Source organism: Methanosarcina sp. Kolksee, assembly GCF_000969945.1.
GTDB lineage: Archaea > Halobacteriota > Methanosarcinia > Methanosarcinales > Methanosarcinaceae > Methanosarcina > Methanosarcina vacuolata.
In genome coordinates this window covers 2,906,863-2,924,920 of the sequence record NZ_CP009524.1, presented here as the reverse complement: position 1 = coordinate 2,924,920, position 18,058 = coordinate 2,906,863, and the positions used below count along the sequence as shown (strand labels likewise).

The window sequence follows — 18,058 nt, the reverse complement described above, 5'->3', positions numbered from 1 at the left end:
TCCAGAAACTTTTGATGCTTATGATTTTTCTTTAAAAGAAATACAATACCAACTTGTCAATTTTTTATTTCAACTGCTTAAACTCTACAGTTCTCTTAGTTTTCTTATATCAAAGTATTGAGATTTACAATCTCGATACTCGTTGATACCTTATATATTACTCAGTAGTGTTTAATAATTTTTTAAATTCTTCATTATCCCACAAATTTTTAAATTTACTATCTGCTTTTGCCATTTCTATATATCCTGGATTGATTTCAATAGCATGCTTAAAATCATACATTGACTGTTCTGTGTTGTTAAGAAGTGAATAAACGCATGCACGATTATACCAAGCAAGTGAAAAGTTAGGGTCAAGTTCAATTGTTTTATTATAATTTTTCATTGCTTCTTCATAGTTACCTATCCAGAAAAATGCTGATCCCCTATTATTCCAGGCTTCGGTATCATTCGGATTAATCTCAATTGTCTTATCATAAGCCTTTATTGCCTCCTCAAATTTACCTAATTCGAAAAGAGCTAGTCCTTTGTTAGACCAGATCAGTGAGTTTTGAGAGTCAAGTTCAAGCGCTTTGTCAAAAGCTTTCATCGCTTCATCGTAATTACCAAGATAAGACAGAGCTATTCCTTTATTACACCAAGCAAATGAGTCTTGAGGATCAAGTTCAATTGCGTTCTCAAAAGCAGTTACTGCTTCTTCGTAACGGCCTAAGCTACAAAGAGTATTCCCTTTATTGTACCAGGCATCTGAGTATTTAGGATTAATTTCAACTGCTTTGTTGTAGGCATTAACTGCTTCTTCATAATTATATAAACTAGAAAGAGTGTTCCCTTTATTATTCCAAGCAACTGAGTCCTGAGGATTGATTTCAATTGCTTTATCGTACGACTCCAATGCTTCTGTGTAATAGCTTGAGTTGTTGAGAGCTAAACCCTTATTATTCCAGGCGAGTGAATTTTGGGGTTTAAATTCAATTGCTTTATCATATGCTTTTACTGCTTCCTCGTAATTATTCAAACTAGAAAGAGAATTTCCTTTATTGAACCAGGCATCTGCATATTCTGGATCAATTTCAATTGCCTTATCATAGGCTTCTACTGATTCCTCGTAATTACCTGAATAGTAAAGAGCTAATCCTTTCTCATTCCATGAAACTTCTGGATCATCAGAATCACTTACAACTACTCTATTATGAGCTTTTAATACTTCCTCATAGTTACTTAAATGACCGAAAGCAATTTCTCTATTGTCCCAAGCAAGTGAGTTTTGAGGATTTATTTCAATTGCTTTATCATATGCTTTTACTGCTTCTTCATATTTTCCTAAACCAGACAGCGCTAATCCTTTATTGCACCAGGCAGATGAATCCTGAGGATCAAGTTCAATTGCCTTATCGCAAGCTTCTATTGCTTCTTCATATTTGCCTAAATTGTATAGAACGTTCCCTTTATTAGTCCAACCGTTTGGATCAGTAGAGTTAATTTCAATTATTCTATCGTAAGTTTTAACTGCCTCTTGATAATTGCCTAAAATAGACAGAACTAATCCTTTATTATGCAAGGCAAGTGAATTTTGAGGGTCAAGTTCAATTGCTTTGTCATATGATTTTATTGCATCTTCATAACTACCTAGTACAAACAGAACATTTCCTTTATTATTCCAAGCGTCGGTTGACTGGGAGTTTATCTCTATTGCTTTATCATAACTTTGGAGTGATTCATTATATTTACCCATGTTATAAAATGCATAACCTTTGTTAATCCATGCATCAACAAACTGAGAGTCTATCTCTATTGCTTTATCATAAGCTTCAACTGACTCATTATATTTGTTTGCTTTAAAAAGGTCATTTCCTGTTTCAAACCACTTTTCAGCAGATGTGTTATTTGTAGTTGCTTCAGATATTGGGGCCACTCTTGCATTTACATCAGAACTTGAATTATCCTTATTTATGTCTGAGTTCACACATCCCAGGGAAGAAACAACTAAAGCAATAACGGCTAAAAATCCTATAACTTTAACTCCAGAAACAATGTTTGGGATTTTCATACCAGATCTCCTGATATTTAGCATTAATTTTGTAATTATATTTGATTAAGTAGGTATAGGATAGAATATTTGAGTATTTATTATAAAATAAATAATTAAATATTCAAATATAATATTTTATACACAAACATCATGACTAAATATAAAATTTGTCTTTTAGATTGTATCATTTATAAAAAACAAGCCATTATATTTCTCAATAAGCCATTATATTTCTCAATTTTATATTTTAGTCTCAAGCGTTTGGGATAATTCTTTTAGATTTATGATTTTTTAGATGATGTGTATACTGCCGTGGAATAAAATGAAAACAAGAAGATAAAATGATGTTATTCAATGTCAAATTTAAAAATAATTGTAAAATGATATGATTTTAGGAGTTATGCAGTTGACTTCTAGCATATTGTTTGTTCCAAACTTCAAATATTTGAATTAATTTACCGTGTATTGGGAACTCTTTGATTATTCTTCCTCAGTAACTCTTTTAGTAACTCTTCTAATTTTTATAACACCTTCAAACCAGGATATTCCACTTTTGATTCTTTGTAATTCCAGTCTAAGAAAAGCTCTTAATGAGAACATTATATGTACTCTTTGTGACTCTTCCATTCTTGCCTGATATTTTTCCACACCATAAAACTGCTTTATCCAGGCTGTCTCAAAACAACTCTTCGTTGTACATTTGAGTCATAAAAATCACAATATTTATCTTCCTTAAATGTATATATCACATAAAAAGTATACTTGTAAAGAAAATTAATTTCAGTGTTTCCTATGTTCAAAAAGTACGGTCAAAACAGGTTGTCTCAAAATTCTACCCATTTCTACAATTGGATATATTGGAATTGTTGACTTTACATTCAGATCGAGAATTATTCTGAAATTCAGATATGTATTTGCCTTGAAGCATAGCATATTATCTTACTTGTAGAATCAAATGTAGTTTTGAGACAGCTTGAATAGATAAATTTGCGCTCAAGGGTGAGTTCTCCCTTTCTGCAAGACAATCTATTACCCTGGATTTAATATTAACAGGATCAGCTTGAAATAAGAAAACGGAGTTTGGAATAAAATTTCCCGAAAAATTTACTACTCATAAGGAGAGGTGGGGTGTGTACAGGATTCTACTGACTTCCCTTTGCAAAGAATCATCACTCTAAACCGTATCATTACTCTAAACCGTATCATTACTCTAAACCGTATCATCACTCTAAACCGAATCATTACTCTAAACCGTATCATCACTCTAAACCGAATCATATGGAACTGATATTATGGCAAATGATTTTAAAGAAAATAGAAGCAGACGAACAGGAAAACCGGGCAGAACAAACAAAACAGGCAAAACAGATGGGACAGGCAAAACAGGTAAAAGTGGTAGAACGGGTGGAACAGGCAAAACAGGCAAGAGAACAGGCAGAACCGATAGAACTACTGTGACAGCTTATGACCGCCTGAACAAAGCCCTTGAAGCACACGAAAAGGCCCTTAAGGTAAACCCTGAAGATGCCGCAGCCTGGGCTGGCAAGGCAGCAGTGTTTCTAAAGCACAGAAGGTATAGTGAATCCTTAAAGGCGATTAAAAAAGCTCTTGAAATCGAGCCTGAAAACCCTCACTACCTTTACGAAAAAGCTTTTGTGCTCCTGCAGCTCAACAGGGAAGGAGATGCGTTACAGGTCTTTGACAGGTTACTCGAAATAAAACCTGACAGCGATAAATCCTGGAATCTAAAAACTTCAGTACTTTGCAGGCTAAAGCAGCACGAAAAAGCTCTTGCGGATTCTGAAAAAGCCCTTTCTGCAAACCCGAAGCTTGCAGGAGCATGGCATGCAAAAGGTTCTGTGCTTGCGGATCTGGGCCGATATGAAGAATCCATAGAAGCTTATGACGCCGCGCTTAATCTTAACCCGAACCTTGCAAGAACCCTTGTGGGTAAAGGTTTTGCTCTATACAACCTGGACAGGCCTGTGGAAGCCATGATAGCTTATGACGCTGCCCTCAAAATAAACCCTGATAATGCAAAGACCTGGATAGGGAAAGGCCTTGTCCACCTCAAGCTCGGCAAATTCAAAAGAGCTCTTGCAGCCTGCAGTAAAGCGATTTCAATCAAACCTGATTCTTCCGATGCCTGGTACTGCAAAGGCATGTCCCTTTCAGGTCTTGATAAAAATGAAGAAGCTCTCGGAGCTCTTGAAAGGACCCTCCGGCTCAATCCAGACCATATCGAGGCTAAAAAAGCCCTGTTTTCCGTAAATTCTAAGCTCGGAATAGCTCTCGATGAAGACGAAGAAGAAAGAACGGAAGAAGAAAAGCCGAAAATGAAGAAAAGTGTATGGACAAGAAAAAAGCCAACAAGTGAGATTATAAAGGAAAGTCTGGGTCAGGAAAAAGAGAAAATAAGAAAAATTAGCAGGAAGAACTTACGAACAAAGAAAGAGTAAAAAACCGGCGAGCCTGACAAAAGCATAACTATAGGAAAAGAGAAAAAGAAATAATTCTCTTCTCTCTCTGTAGAAAAAGGAGTAAAAGATACCGCTAATTTGGGGGCGAGCGGTTTTTAACCCCCCCGTCAAGTACACCATTTTGATTTGTACACTATTTTGATTTGTACAATTGGATAATACCCATTTTAATTTTTATTCATTTGATCATCGATTAAATGAGGAATCGTAACAAATTGCGTCAATTTCCACAACACTTATCAAAAATTTCAATCCGTTATGGGCTGGAACAGAATATCGATTTCATGTATATAGGCCAGAATTTAAGGTCGGCTTCTAATGCAAAATCGATAGCTTTTAGGAAAGAAAATTCCTTAATCGATGACCAATGGTAAACTATTGAGATTAAGACCTTTGCTTTTATGCTTGCTAAAAATATCACAGAAATGAAGCTTTTCATGGTAGAATTGAAGGCAGGCAGTGTTCCAATAGAAAGACATATATTAGGAATTGTAGGTCATGCTCTCTGTTTTGTGATGTTCGTTTGATCGAATAACACAATGTTGATTCTTCAGTTCAACTGCGTAAGTCCTATTTACTTTATATATAAGAACCTCAAATAATTTATTTAAATGCCCCACAATCTTTTCTCTATTTTCTCTCAACCTTTAAAACCCCCTCTTTTCGAACCCGGTGAGCCTCGTTTCTGGGACGATCCATATATCTCGAAAAGCATGCTCGAAGCTCATCTTAACCAGACCCATGACGGAGCTAGTCGAAAAAATGCTGAGATCGAAAAAACAGTTTGCAATCTCATAACCTCAGGATTCCTGAAAACCGGAGATCGGGTACTTGATCTTGGCTGCGGGCCAGGGCTGTACAGCAGCAGGCTGTGTTTAGAAGGCATGAAAGTAACTGGCATTGATATTTCCAGACGGTCTATAGATTATGCGCGGGCTCAGGCTGAAAGAGATGGACATGATATCGATTATATTTGTGCAGACTTTTTCAATATCGATTATGAAGGGATTTTTGATGCCGTTCTTCAGGTCTATGGGGAAATCTGTACCTTTTCCGATGAAAAACGCGACATGCTCCTGAGCCTCGTTCGCAGAGCACTTAAGGACGACGGAATTTTCATCTTTGACGTGTCCACAAGAGAGCTACGCATGCGGGAAGGGCTCAAAAACAGGTGGTATTTCTCCGAAGGCGGGTTCTGGAGACCGGGCAGGCACTTTGTGCTGGAAGAAGGATTTGATTATCCTGAAAATGATACCTGGCTAAATCAGTATATAATCGCGGATGAAGATGGGACTGTAAAGGTTTACAGGCTATGGCTGCATGACTATTCCCTTGAAATTATAAGTCGGATTCTTGAAAAAAATGGGTTTAAAGTTGAACAGGCATGGAACAGTCTCTCAGGAGAGTTATACCGTAAAGGCGGGGACTGGATAGCGATAGCTGCAAGGAAAGTACAATGAGTATGGAGAAGAACACATAAATGTATAGATTCTCACCCCTTCACATGTATAAATTTTATATCTCCTCTCTAAATTTTATATCCCCTCTATAAATTTTATATTCCCATATAAATCCTATATCCCCTGTATAAATCCTGTAGTATTACAAAAACGGTTAGAGAAACTAAAAGTTACTGATGTTTAATATGAATAACACCGATATGAACAAGCTGAATATACGGGAAGCTGACCGGCTGGAAGTAACAATCCTAGTAGATAATTATACGGATATGCTGGTAGCAGAAAGTACTGACATATGCAAAAGGCCGCATTTACCTATTCCTCATACACTTCTTGCAGAACACGGGTTTTCTTGTTTAATTAAAGTCTTTGCCGGGGATGAGAAACATACCTTGCTGATGGATGCGGCAGTAACTCCAGCCTGCCTTTTTAGTAACGCAAGGTTTTTGAAAGCCGACCTGAGCGAGCTTGAAGCCATTATTCTCAGTCACGGACATCCGGACCATTTTTTCGGGCTCGAAGAAATCCTAAAGTTTCTAAATGAAAAGGGAAAGACTAAAATTCCGCTTTTTCTTCATCCCGATGTCTTTCTTGAAAGGCGTCTCAATGTTCCCGCAATCGGGAGCCCGGTCACAGTGCCTTCGCTCGATGAAAGCACCCTGAAAGCAGCAGGAGTCATTTTAATAAAATCTGAAAAACCTGTCTCGGTTGCAGACGACCTCATTTATACAACCGGAGAAGTTGAACGCACAACAGCTTTTGAAAAAGGGTTTTCGTGGGCTGAAGCAAAAATCAATGGTAAATGGATAACTGACCCTTTCCGGGACGATCAGGGACTTGTGATAAAACTTAAGGGCAAGGGGCTTGTGGTAATCAGCGGCTGCGCACATGCCGGAATTATCAATACAGTTGAATACGCAAAAAAACTTGCAGGAATGGATAAGGTTCATGCAGTGCTCGGAGGTTTTCATCTGACAGGCAGGACGTTTGACCCGATAATTCAGCCTACAATTGATGAGATGCGAAGGATAAAACCTGATTATGTCGTACCCATGCACTGTACAGGCTGGAAAGCCATAAACAGGCTTGAAGAAGCAATGCCAGAACAGTTCCTGCTCAATACTGTAGGCACAACTTATGTATTTAATGGAAATTAACAGAGCCACTTAATGGTAGGCATCTTAATTTGAAGAATTAAGTACACAGATGCCATCATTTGAATAAATTTTATTACCCATTTAACATAGCCATAAAAAGCACCATTAACATACATGCAAAAGAAAAGACAAGCACAAAGATTGCCTTTTTCTGTTCTTTTTCTTGTTCTCTGGATAGGTGATCTGGTACTCCCTTTATATACAGCACAAAAAATAATGGCACTAAGACTGATTCTATCCAGAAGAAATATTTGATGTCTTCATAAGATGCCATCTCAGTCATAATCAATAAGATTTGCGCAGTTGTGAACCAGATTATAACGATATAAAGCCTGATAATAGTCTTTTTGTTTAAAAAAAGAAATTTAGAACTATTTTTGCTACATTGAATATTAGTTTTAGAATCTGTCAATTGTACAACACCCTAATCTATTGAAGAAAATAATGTTTAAAAACTTTTTTGTCCGAGTTCTAAATATTTAGGACTTATTCACTTGAGAACCAAAATCAATTACGTCAGAGACTGTGGATTAAAGTCACGTTTTAGACAGTTAACGGGATGATACTGTCAGATTTGAATGGAGGAAGATCTCCGTTTTCACACTGCATTTTTCACACAGCCTGCACAGAATACCTGAGCTTGAAAAGCAGGGCATATCTATGCTCTTTGAATATTTCCCGAAACTTGTTACCGGTTGATAAATTTCCGGTCACGCAATTTTCTGTCAACCGCATATTATCAAAAGTTCATCTAAAATTGATAGAGTCGTAAAAGTAGCTAATGATTAGCCATCATAAAAATTTCAGCGCAAAATTTTGCACTTTACAAATATTCTCCAATTTTTGGAGGAATTTTCATCAAGACGATTCATTCTTTTCATCCTTTTCTTTCAATTTTTCATTCTTTTTACATATTTTTATGAGCTCTATTGATAGCCACAGCTATTCAATGTAACAAGTCTTTTTACATTGACCACAATTGCACTTATTGTTGCCTGTATATTTATTTTCTGAAGTCCCCAATATTTTGCCCTCTGCAATCCATGATATCTTTTCATTTCTCCTTGCTTTGGTTCGATATGAGCTCTTTGTTTCATGTCTTCCTTAAAATCGTCAGTTTTATTGTATTCTCTTGCTCTTTTTAGTAGCTCATAATGTTCACTGATGGTAATTGTCCTTCTTTTCTGAACAGTACATTTTTGTTTCAATTTACAGCTTTCACAATCCTTTTTATTAAAAAAGAACGTGATTTGTTCAGTCTTCTTATTGTGATTCCATACCATCGTCCTGCATTCTGCAGGACATATCACTCCATGTTTCTCGATTCTGAATTTACTTTGTGGGAAAAGCTCATTTTTGTTAGTTTCCTTTTTAAATGGAGCTATTACAGTTATCCCTTTCAACATCAGTTTATTCCTGTTGTCAACTTCTCCATAAGCAGTATCTCCGACCACTTCACTTGCAGTAAACCCTTGTTCTATCATTTCATCAATTAGAGGAATAAGTATATCTCCATCATAGGAATTGCCTGGAGTTGCATTGATGTTTTTTATGAATCCATCTTCAGACATTATTGAGTTCACTTTGTATCCCGTGAACTTCTTGTCATCTGATTTAGCACCATGTCTTGCATCTTTGTCAACAATGCTCACGAGTCTATCTTTAGTCTTATCTTTTTTTTTACATATTATCATCATTTTCTTCTATATTTTCATTAAGAATCCGTCTTAGTTGCCTAGTTTTTTCACTTACTCTTCTCAATATATTCGGATTTTTGGTTTATCTCTCTGGCTTTTTTACCAGTTCAACAAGCTTGCTGTCTCTTTCTTCAGGGCTTAACTTGTATACCTTTTTGTCATCATTAGCAGTTTTTTCTCCACCAAGTTCCTCATAAAGGTCTGGATCTATCTCCTGAATGGCTTTCATTACATCCTTTATTCCCTGTCTTAACAGGTCTATCGTACCTGGAATTGCAATGTTTGCTATTACATGAGTAGCATCCACGTACTCTTTACCTTTAACGAATCCAGCATTTTCTATTTGCTTTAATAGGCTGAAGAATATTTCTTTCCATCTTTCTTCCCCCAGAAGATCCCTGAAACGTCCAAGTGCACTATGATCATAGGAAGAATCGTCAAGGTTCAAACCAATGAACCATTTTACCATTATATTATAGCGTGCTTCGGACTCCATTTCTCGATCTGAGTAGTCATAGAGAGACTGAATAATAGCTGATCTAAACATGATTTCAGGAGTGTTCGTTACAGGTCTCCCCATCTTTTCTGAGTAAAGATTACGGCATTCTTCATTGATGAAAGTGAAATCTATTGACTCATTGATCTTGTATAGAAGATGATCTCTAGATACGAGTTTCTCATAAATTTCAGGTCCATAAACGAACGTAGTCTGCTTTCCTTTTCTGGGAGAAAACATATTATCACTAAAAAAGTATGTATTTTATGTGATAAAAGTGTTAACAGTATATAAGTCATTTGATTTGTGATAAAAAAGAAAAGAAAAGTGCAACATTTGATTATAAATTTAACAGTTCTGTACTTTTGCGACGCTCTCAAAATTATTTGGAAATAATTCCGTAAAGAATTTTCTTCAGCTTGAGTAAAACAATAATTATAATATGTAATACAAAGTAGTAAAAAAGAAATCAAAAGTATTAAATACTGGTTTGTAGTATAATTAAGTGTCTCTACCAAACAGACACGAGTAGCATAACTAAGTGTCTCTCTGAATAGACACGATCTAAATCGCCTCCTAGATTGTTGAAAGCACCAGAATCTCTTTTGCCCCCTGCCTGCGGAGTAAAACAGACAGGGGCAGGGTGCTGAATAAAGAATAAGAAATCAGATTTAAGGTGTTTTACCCCACTGTAAGCCGTGAACTATATTCTTACACACTCTTCTATAAGATAGAAGTATTTAAATTCAAGTATTCTTTTTGATGACGCGTTATTTATGTTTTTTCATATATAAATCTTCAATTATCTAAGTATGAATTAATCTGAAACTATACCACTTTACATTTTTTCCGTGACTGGTTGTCTTAGTGACTGGTTGTCTTAAATTCTACTTCTATATACTTGAACTGAAACCAGAGGTTAAAACTCTTCAAAGTCTAATTAAAGCTTGTTTGATTAAACTTCCTTTCCTAAATTCGGACTTACGCAGTTTAACTGAAAAATCAATAGCATCAGGCAGTAAACGGTTTAATACGTGACTTTAATCCACAATCTTTGCTATTATTTATTTTGTTCCTCAAGTGCGTAAGTCCTACTAAATTTCTCATTTTGGAGTGAAGTTATTAATGATTAATAAAAAGCGGAAAGTATTTTATACACGGTCACACATTTTTAATAATACTTACACGGTTGAGCATAAGTCACCCGGTAAAACGTTAAAAATATCTAAAACGTGCATTTTCAAATAAACACAGTTTTGCTTTATTTTGGGTTTCAGGCGCGCAAGTATTATCAAACATTAAACAATTCCTCCGGGATTCTTATTACAAAATTATAGAAATATATCAAAATAAAAACGGTAGTAATGAAGATGTTCTCGAAAATAAACTAAAACAATGCTGTTTGTTCAATTGGATAACATGTCAGGGGAATCATTATCCATAAACAACTTTGTAATAATTCTGAACTATTTTTCTGTCCAGATAAAAGAAGATCAAATGCTGGTTTCTTTGAGATGTACTTCTGAATGATCAATACAGCGAAAGAGCTTATGCGATAAATATTCAGGAGTAAGGTGTAAATGTCAGAAATATTAGATGACTCTTTTGAGCCAAAGGCAGTGCATGACCATTTTATGAAACTAACAACAAAATATCACCCATCTGGTGAGGAGAACCAGGTTCGTGAGTATGTTATAGAGTGTGCCAAAAAAATAGAAGGTGTAGAAGTCATTCATTATGATCCAGGAGCTAAAGATCCCGGAGAAAGAGTAATCGTCCTTCGTAGAAAGGGCTCAGGGGATTATGCCAGTGAGCCTTATGTCACTCTACAGGCTCATATGGATATGGTATGTTCCCCTGATAAGAAAATTTTTCCATTAAATGTCTTTGGTTATCTTGATAACGAAGGTGCAAAATGGATAAAAGCAGGGCATACTGACAGCATTGATAATCCAGAAAAAGGTACCACCCTGGGTGCAGACGACGGAATTGGGGTAGCCAGCATCCTTACCCTTCTGGAGGATGAGAAACTCAAAGACTATCCACTTGAGTGTTTTTTCACGGTTCAGGAAGAGACCGATATGGGAGGGGCTGCAAATTTTGATAAAAGTCTCTTGATCGGTAGAAGGTACATAAATCTTGACGCTGAAGTTGTGGATACTATTATTTATGGCAGTGCAGGAGGGTGTAGTGTCCAGTACGAAGGAAATTTTACTTTATCAAGTATTCCAGGCGGTTTTATCAACCTGAAATTATCAATCTCAGGTCTTCTTGGAGGGCATTCCGGAATCAACATCAATAGTGGAAGGCTTAATGCCATCAAAGTTCTCACCGAAATCCTCATCAGGTTCAATAAGCGGCTAACAAATATTGATATTGATGGCGAGGGCATTAAAAGTTATGATCTTCGTCTTATTTCATTGCAAAGAGATGAAGATCCTATCTCAAACAAAATTCCAAGCTGTGCCAGCGCCATAATTACCATTCCTAGCGGCGATAAGGAAAAATTTGTAAATGATTTTAAGGCTTACTGTGAAGCTTTAAAGGTACAGTCTCAACCAGAGGAGAATTTAATTTATGAGATTGAAGAGGTAACTCAAAATTCTTTTGATGAAGCATCGACAGATGCACTTCTGTGCCTGCTTCAGCGGATACCCCATGGAGCCATCCGCATGATCCCGGAAAAACCTGATCTGGTGGAAACTTCAAGTAACCTGGCAAATATTATCCTGCAAAACGTGCTAATCAAGGCTTCAAACCGCAGTTCGGATATGGATTCCATGACTTCCCTTATCCAAATACAAAAATCAATAGGGGAACTCTTCAAGCACACGGTAGAAGTAAGTGATTCTTATCCGGCGTGGAAACCAAATGACGATTCGGACTTACTTCATAAAGCAGATGGAGTGTACAAGCAAATATACCCTGAAGGCCACAAGGAAACCGTAATCCATGCAGGCCTTGAATGCAGCTATATTGTGGAAAAATACGGTGACTCTATAGACTGCATTTCTATAGGGCCTACTATAATGAACCCTCATACCGGGGGCGAACGCCTTAAGGCAGACACAGTGGAAACTTTTTACAAGGCAGTAACAAATCTTATTCAGGAACTTTTTAAGAAAAGTGAATAATACAATAATTGGAAGCATAAAAAGTGAATAATACAATAATTGGAAGCATAAACTCTGCATTCAATTGTTTCTCATTTTTTCGTTATTTTTCAAAGTAAGCTGTAAAAGGCAAAGTATTTTGCAATTGTGTTTTTAGGAGTTGAAGTCATGATTTCAAAGAAAGTAAATCTGGAAACTTTAGACGAGTCTAAAAAGTATCGTGTTGGAGCATACAGTGCCAGATATATCCCAAAGGTCAAAGAAAAAGGAATTCCAAAGTATGAATTCCCTGAAAAGGGAATGAGTCCAAGAGCTGCTTATCAACTGGTACATGATGAACAGAGCCTCGACGGCAATCCTTTCCTGAACCTGGCAAGTTTTGTCAACACATGGATGGAACCGGAAGCAGACCAGCTTGTCATGGAAAACATAAATAAAAACATCATAGATATTTTCGAATATCCTCAAACTGACAAAGTTATTCACAGGAATATTGTGAATATGCTTGGGCGCTTTTTTAATGGGCATCATACCGAATTCATGGGTACGGCAACAGCTGGCTCTTCAGAAGCTATAATGCTGGGTCTGCTGGCTCACAAATGGAGCTGGAAAAACTCAGGGCGAGGCACAGGCAAGCCAAACATAATTTTTGGAAATGACGCTCACGTTTGCTGGGATAAGTTTGCCAAATATTTTGACGTTGAAGCTAGAAAAATTCCTATAGACAAAGATGTACGTACAATTACGGCAGATGCTGTCTCAGAGCAGATTGATGAGAACACAATCTGTGTTGGTTGCGTTCTGGGAACAACTTTTACAGGAGAAATCGATCCTGTAAAGGATATTAATGATTTGCTTTTGGGATACAAGAAAGAAAAAGACTGGGACATACCCATCCACATAGATGCTGCAAGTGGCGGCTTCATATTGCCATTTACCGAACCTGATTTTGAGTGGGACTTCAGACTGGAAAGAGTAAAATCGATAAACGTTTCAGGACATAAATACGGATTAACTTATCCGGGTCTTGGCTGGCTGATTTTCCGTGACGAAAGTGACCTTCCCGAAGACCTGATTTTCCATGTGAACTACCTCGGAGAAATGGAAGATTCGTACACCCTGAACTTTTCAGGAGGCAGTGCAATGGTCGTGGCCCAATATTACAATATTTTAAGATTCGGAAGAGCTGGCTATACTGGGATAATGAAAAATATCCTTGAGGTTTCCCAGGATCTTGCCGAGAGGGTTGATAGACTGGGCCGTTTCGAAATTTTGAACAAAGGAGAAAGGCTTCCTATAATTGCTTTCAGACAAAAAGAGGAAACTGGTTATTCCCTGCAGCAGCTTTCGTATAAGCTGAGAGAGAAGGGCTGGATAGTTCCCGCATACTGTCTTCCGGAAAATGCGGCTGATATTGAGATAATGCGCATTGTCGTAAGAGAAAACTTCACTTCGGACATGGCAGCAATTCTTGTTAACGATATTGAAAATGCATGTCAGTTTTTTGAAAATGGTAGAAAATCCGAAACAAAAAAACCTTGCCCATCTGATGACGGTATGGTCCACATTTGCTGAAAATTTGCACCTCAGCAAACTTATTTTTTTTGAAAAAGAGGACCTCCAAAGTTGATTACGGATTTAAGCGTCTCTATGACGTGGAGCGTCAGTATCTGAAGTCCTTCCTTAGCTGGTCGTCGAGTACTTGGAAAGCTATTGTCTGAATGGCAACAACACTATGACTCTCAAAGATCTCTGCCAGAAATAAATCTATGAAACTAAATGAATAGTCCGGGAAAAGAAAGAAAAAACTTTCACTTCTACCTGATGAACAAACGACTCGTACACTTTAAGTGATGAGATCTTCAAAAAGGCTACTTTTGAAATGGTAAATAGCAAAAACGACGTGGGGTGTTGGCCAAAAGTCCTTACGCCTGCGCCTGGCCGAAAACAAGAGTTTCTTCTGGGTTTTTTTAAATTAAAGTTGTGCTTGCGAACTCCGATGCAGGATGCAGGATGCGATTTCACTGGAATTAAACTTCCTTAACCACCCTGAATCCCAGGCTATTTAACTTTTTATCCTGGGCCGCAAAAAGTCTTTCAGCCGACCGGCAGCAGCCTGCGTTTCCATTCCAGCCTCCGCCTCTCCTTATCCTTACTGGAGTGGATACGCTTGGAAAAGGATTTTCCCAGGCCCTCCCGTCTGTTGGGGCTCCTTTGTAACTTATATGGTACTCGTCCTGTACCCATTCCCCTGCATTTCCATAAATATCGTAAAGTCCCCAGGGACTTGGTTTTTTCAGGCCGACCGGATGAGTTTCAAACCCTGAATTCTCCAGAAACCAGGCATATTCTGTAAGTTTCGATTCATTATCTCCAAAAAAATAAGCGGTTTCGGTTCCTGCCCTGGCTGCGTATTCCCATTCGGCTTCAGTTGGAAGGCGGTAGATTCTGGAAATTCCATCTGCATTTTCCAGAGCATTGAGTTTTCGGAAAAAGACCTGAATTTCATTCCAGGAAACGTTTTCAACCGGGTGCTTTTCGCCCTTGAAGTACGCAGGATTGTCCCACATGACTTTTTGCCATTGCTCCTGTGTGACCGGGTACCTGCCAAGGTAAAAAGGCTTTTCGATTGTTACTTTATGCACAGGGCTTTCCCAGAGCTTCCTTCGTTTTTCACGCATTGGAGAACCCATGTTAAATTCTCCAGCAGGAATCAGGACAAATTCCATTCCAATAGAGTTAATTATTGAGCTACCGGACAAATTATTCATTGAGTTATTCATTGAGTTATTCATTGAGTTATTCATTGAGTTATTCATTGAGTTATTCATTGAGTTATTCATTGAGTTATTCATTGAGTTATTCATTGAGTTATTCATTGAGTTATTCATTGAGTTATTCATTGAGTTATTCATTGAGTTATTCATTGAGTTATTCATTGAGTTATTCATTGAGTTATTCATTGAGTTATTCATTGAGTTATTCATTGAGTTATTCATTGAGTTATTCATTGAGTTATTCATTGAGTTATTCATTGAGTTATTCATTGAGTTATTCATTGAGTTATTCATTGAGTTATTCATTGAGTTATTTATCGAGATTATTGGGTCATTGACCAAGTTATTTATTGAGTCTCTCATTGAGTTGTGGACTACATTGTCTATTGGGTTATTCACCGAAATGCCATAACTGTGGATTGAATTACTGATTGAACCATTAACCAAACAGCCAGATTTAAGAGGTTCAATTTCTTCAGAACCTTTGCAATGTAAAGAGAATTTTTTTTCAGGAATCAGTGTTCTCACCACATTAATTTAATAACCAAAAATATACTCTAAAAACCGAAAATATACTTCAAGGTTTATCTTTTTTGTTGTTGCCACCTCTTAAATCAATAAAACTGGACAAATCAAACCCTACATAGAACATAAAATACAATAAAATAGTTAAATACAGTGGGCTTATAATCAAAAAGTTTTTATGATATTGGTATAGAGGCAAAGGTAGAGACCGGAAGTGAGCAAAAATGAAACACTGCCTTCTTAACCTGATTCTTTTTTCGGGTAGAAGAAAAGATATTTTACTACTCTTAAATGAAAAACCAAGAGACTTCGGTGAGATAAAAGAATCACTTAACGTGACCTCCAGTTCAATCCAGCTCCATTTGAAAAAAATGAAAGATTCCGGCCTGATAACCCAAAAAAATAAAATCTACAGTTTGTCCGATATCGGGAAGATAATAGTTGAAAATATGCAGCCTATGCTCAGTACGGCTGAGCTTTTAGGAGAAAATACTGAATACTGGCTGAGCCACGACTTAAGTTTGATTCCTGAGTTCCTGCTGGAGAGAATAGGCGAACTCGGGCACTGTGAGCTACTGGAACCTGACGCCGGACACATTTTTGAAACCCCACAAATACTCCGGGATAGTATTCTAAGCTCAAGGGATATACTGACCTTTGCAGCTTATTTTCACCCTCAAGCTCCTTCACTTTATACAGAGCTTGCGGAGAGTGGAGCTGAAATCGCACTCTGTATGACCGAAAGTGTTGCACAGCGTTTATTTTTAAATAATCGTATAGAAGCAGAGAAACTGTCCAGATCCATGAACTCCAGGCTTTTTATATCACGAAGGTCAACAACAATCCCATCTCTGATTGTAACGGATAAGGTCGTTGCATTTAAACTCTTTGAAAACAATGGAAAGTTAAGAGACCAGCTAATCCTATCTTTTGGGGAAAGAGCCCTATGCTGGGGAAAAGAACTCTTCAAGTACTATATGGAAGCAGCCGAACCTCTAAATGAGAAATCTTTCCTTCAGTAGCACCTGATTAAGGCTCCGTTTGTACTGATTTAGATATCCGGTAACAGATAACGGATGTAATCTAAGGAAACTCCACTCTCATAATTCAAGTCTGTGAAGAACCAGGAATAGTAGTTTACATTGGAATATAGAAAAAAATGGAGATTCAGTCCCTCAGATTTTTTCTTATCCTTGCCGGGCACATACCGAAATCCGTACTTTAATCCTATTTTTGTAGTAACTGCCCACCGCAAGCGCATCAAGTATGTCATTCAAGCCTTTTCAAAAACCTTTTTGAAAAAAACTGCTTTCCCACAAGCCTTTTCAATAAAGGCTTGAGCGAAAACGACGGGGCAGCATTTGGGTTTGAAAACCTTATCTCCAAACCCTATCGGCGTGATGGATTCGAGAACCTTATCCCCAAACCCTATCCGGCGTGATAAACCGGCGCAACGGTTTGTGATCAACTCGGCGCAACGGTTGATTGACAACCAATTATAAGAACCTGGAAAATGGTAAATTGGGAATATAAGTAGAATTTCTAGAAAAATGCAAAATTAAAACGAAAAGGGGGAAAGTCATGAAATTCTGGTTACTTAAAGCTGCAGGCACCCTGGAAGATGAAGAGCTGATTCTGGAAAACAGCATAATTACAATCGGGTGGGCTGAACTTCCGGATTTGTCCAGTATTAAAGACGAAGGACAGGTAAAGAAACTAATTCTTGAGAAATATCCCGGGATGCAGGACGAGCGTAGTTCTGCCTGGGCAGGAGAGATTTACTCTTTTATCACAAAAATAAAGAAAGGAGACCTTGTGGCGGTCCCACTAAAAACCAGGAACGAGATGCTGATTGGAAAAGTTACCGGAGATTATGAGTATCGGCAGATAAGTGATTTTGTCAGGCATATCAGGAGTGTGAGTTGGTCTAAAACGATCCAGAAGGGAGATTTCGAGGAAGAATATGATGTTGACCTCAGTTCTCCTGAGACACTTTTCCTTATAGAAGCAGGCCCTGAAAAATTTTCAGAGACAACTGAGATAAAAACCCTGGGGGTCCTTCTTGAAGAGCTTAACTGTACCCTTGATGAACTTGGCTCCCTGAAAGAAAGGCTGCTTGAACTTACTTACAGGCTAGCTGATACTGAAGAAAGATTAGAAGTCCAAAAAATCGCAGCCGAAATGGAGAAAATGCTGAAATAAAAATGTGCTGAAATAAAAATGAAGGAAATAAAAGTGTGCTGAAATAAAAATGTGCTGAAATAAAAGTGAAGGAAATAAGAGAGAAGAATCTCTTCTCAACTTAAAATCTAATTTTTAAC

At 37.4% G+C, this 18,058-nt stretch carries 14 protein-coding genes; 8 read left to right on the top strand and 6 right to left on the bottom strand.

Annotated features, from left to right (window positions below):
* Positions 1-157: 157 nt before the first annotated feature.
* Complete coding sequence (locus MSKOL_RS12070) at positions 158-2,050, bottom strand: tetratricopeptide repeat protein (protein WP_052725449.1); 1,893 nt, start codon at positions 2,048-2,050, stop codon at positions 158-160.
* Between the two features lie 462 nt (positions 2,051-2,512).
* The gene (locus MSKOL_RS20275; RefSeq protein ID WP_156151074.1) at positions 2,513-2,680 is read right to left on the bottom strand and encodes a hypothetical protein; all 168 of its coding nucleotides are present in this window, start codon (positions 2,678-2,680) and stop codon (positions 2,513-2,515) included.
* A gap of 651 nt (positions 2,681-3,331) precedes the next feature.
* On the opposite strand from MSKOL_RS20275, the gene MSKOL_RS21110 reads away from it, so the two are divergent.
* From MSKOL_RS21110 to MSKOL_RS12055, 4 genes are all read left to right on the top strand, one after another.
* The gene (locus MSKOL_RS21110) at positions 3,332-3,490 is read left to right on the top strand and encodes a hypothetical protein (RefSeq protein WP_231592215.1); all 159 of its coding nucleotides are present in this window, start codon (positions 3,332-3,334) and stop codon (positions 3,488-3,490) included.
* The gene (locus MSKOL_RS12065) at positions 3,487-4,491 is read left to right on the top strand and encodes a tetratricopeptide repeat protein (RefSeq protein WP_231592214.1); all 1,005 of its coding nucleotides are present in this window, start codon (positions 3,487-3,489) and stop codon (positions 4,489-4,491) included. The genes MSKOL_RS21110 and MSKOL_RS12065 overlap by 4 nt, the downstream gene beginning before the upstream one ends.
* A 632-nt stretch (positions 4,492-5,123) precedes the next feature.
* Complete coding sequence (locus tag MSKOL_RS12060; protein ID WP_052725447.1) at positions 5,124-5,972, top strand: class I SAM-dependent methyltransferase; 849 nt, start codon at positions 5,124-5,126, stop codon at positions 5,970-5,972.
* A gap of 185 nt (positions 5,973-6,157) precedes the next feature.
* Positions 6,158-7,129 carry an MBL fold metallo-hydrolase gene (locus MSKOL_RS12055; protein WP_231592213.1) on the top strand — a complete coding sequence of 324 codons (972 nt, stop codon included), beginning with the start codon at positions 6,158-6,160 and terminating at the stop codon, positions 7,127-7,129.
* A gap of 73 nt (positions 7,130-7,202) precedes the next feature.
* Here the strand turns inward: MSKOL_RS12055 and MSKOL_RS20270 are convergent, their stop codons facing one another.
* The 3 genes from MSKOL_RS20270 to MSKOL_RS12040 form a co-directional block, all read right to left on the bottom strand.
* A complete protein-coding gene (locus MSKOL_RS20270; RefSeq protein WP_156151073.1) occupies positions 7,203-7,412 on the bottom strand; it encodes a hypothetical protein in 210 nt (69 codons plus the stop codon).
* 643 nt (positions 7,413-8,055) lie between these two features.
* Positions 8,056-8,826 carry a transposase gene (locus tag MSKOL_RS12045; RefSeq protein WP_082091122.1) on the bottom strand — a complete coding sequence of 257 codons (771 nt, stop codon included), beginning with the start codon at positions 8,824-8,826 and terminating at the stop codon, positions 8,056-8,058.
* 82 nt (positions 8,827-8,908) lie between these two features.
* Positions 8,909-9,562 (bottom strand): transposase, encoded by a 654-nt coding sequence (locus tag MSKOL_RS12040; protein ID WP_048156551.1) that lies wholly within the window; start codon positions 9,560-9,562, stop codon positions 8,909-8,911.
* 1,340 nt (positions 9,563-10,902) lie between these two features.
* Here MSKOL_RS12040 and MSKOL_RS12035 point away from each other — a divergent pair.
* Both MSKOL_RS12035 and MSKOL_RS12030 read left to right on the top strand, forming a co-directional pair.
* Positions 10,903-12,456 (top strand): M20/M25/M40 family metallo-hydrolase, encoded by a 1,554-nt coding sequence (locus tag MSKOL_RS12035; RefSeq protein ID WP_048121254.1) that lies wholly within the window; start codon positions 10,903-10,905, stop codon positions 12,454-12,456.
* Positions 12,457-12,603: 147 nt separating this feature from the next.
* A complete protein-coding gene (locus tag MSKOL_RS12030) occupies positions 12,604-14,010 on the top strand; it encodes a glutamate decarboxylase (protein ID WP_082091121.1) in 1,407 nt (468 codons plus the stop codon).
* Between the two features lie 455 nt (positions 14,011-14,465).
* Here the strand turns inward: MSKOL_RS12030 and MSKOL_RS12025 are convergent, their stop codons facing one another.
* Complete coding sequence (locus MSKOL_RS12025) at positions 14,466-15,659, bottom strand: formylglycine-generating enzyme family protein (RefSeq protein WP_231592211.1); 1,194 nt, start codon at positions 15,657-15,659, stop codon at positions 14,466-14,468.
* A 302-nt stretch (positions 15,660-15,961) separates the two neighbouring features.
* On the opposite strand from MSKOL_RS12025, the gene MSKOL_RS12020 reads away from it, so the two are divergent.
* Positions 15,962-16,759 (top strand): winged helix-turn-helix domain-containing protein, encoded by a 798-nt coding sequence (locus MSKOL_RS12020; protein ID WP_048156548.1) that lies wholly within the window; start codon positions 15,962-15,964, stop codon positions 16,757-16,759.
* Between the two features lie 559 nt (positions 16,760-17,318).
* Positions 17,319-17,939: a restriction endonuclease gene (locus MSKOL_RS12010; protein WP_048156543.1), complete on the top strand. Its 621-nt coding sequence runs from the start codon at positions 17,319-17,321 to the stop codon at positions 17,937-17,939.
* Positions 17,940-18,058 lie beyond the last annotated feature (119 nt).

Bases quoted from the DNA above. Each gene is read 5' to 3' on its own strand.
- MSKOL_RS12070 (WP_052725449.1), bottom strand. From the start codon at position 2,050: ATGAAAATCCCAAACATTGTTTCTGGAGTTAAAGTTATAGGATTTTTA.
- MSKOL_RS21110 (WP_231592215.1), top strand. From the start codon at position 3,332: ATGATTTTAAAGAAAATAGAAGCAGACGAACAGGAAAACCGGGCAGAA.
- MSKOL_RS12060 (WP_052725447.1), top strand. From the start codon at position 5,124: ATGCCCCACAATCTTTTCTCTATTTTCTCTCAACCTTTAAAACCCCCT.
- MSKOL_RS12055 (WP_231592213.1), top strand. From the start codon at position 6,158: ATGAATAACACCGATATGAACAAGCTGAATATACGGGAAGCTGACCGG.
- MSKOL_RS20270 (WP_156151073.1), bottom strand. From the start codon at position 7,412: ATGACTGAGATGGCATCTTATGAAGACATCAAATATTTCTTCTGGATA.
- MSKOL_RS12045 (WP_082091122.1), bottom strand. From the start codon at position 8,826: ATGATGATAATATGTAAAAAAAAAGATAAGACTAAAGATAGACTCGTG.
- MSKOL_RS12040 (WP_048156551.1), bottom strand. From the start codon at position 9,562: ATGTTTTCTCCCAGAAAAGGAAAGCAGACTACGTTCGTTTATGGACCT.
- MSKOL_RS12035 (WP_048121254.1), top strand. From the start codon at position 10,903: ATGTCAGAAATATTAGATGACTCTTTTGAGCCAAAGGCAGTGCATGAC.
- MSKOL_RS12030 (WP_082091121.1), top strand. From the start codon at position 12,604: ATGATTTCAAAGAAAGTAAATCTGGAAACTTTAGACGAGTCTAAAAAG.
- MSKOL_RS12020 (WP_048156548.1), top strand. From the start codon at position 15,962: ATGAAACACTGCCTTCTTAACCTGATTCTTTTTTCGGGTAGAAGAAAA.
- MSKOL_RS12010 (WP_048156543.1), top strand. From the start codon at position 17,319: ATGAAATTCTGGTTACTTAAAGCTGCAGGCACCCTGGAAGATGAAGAG.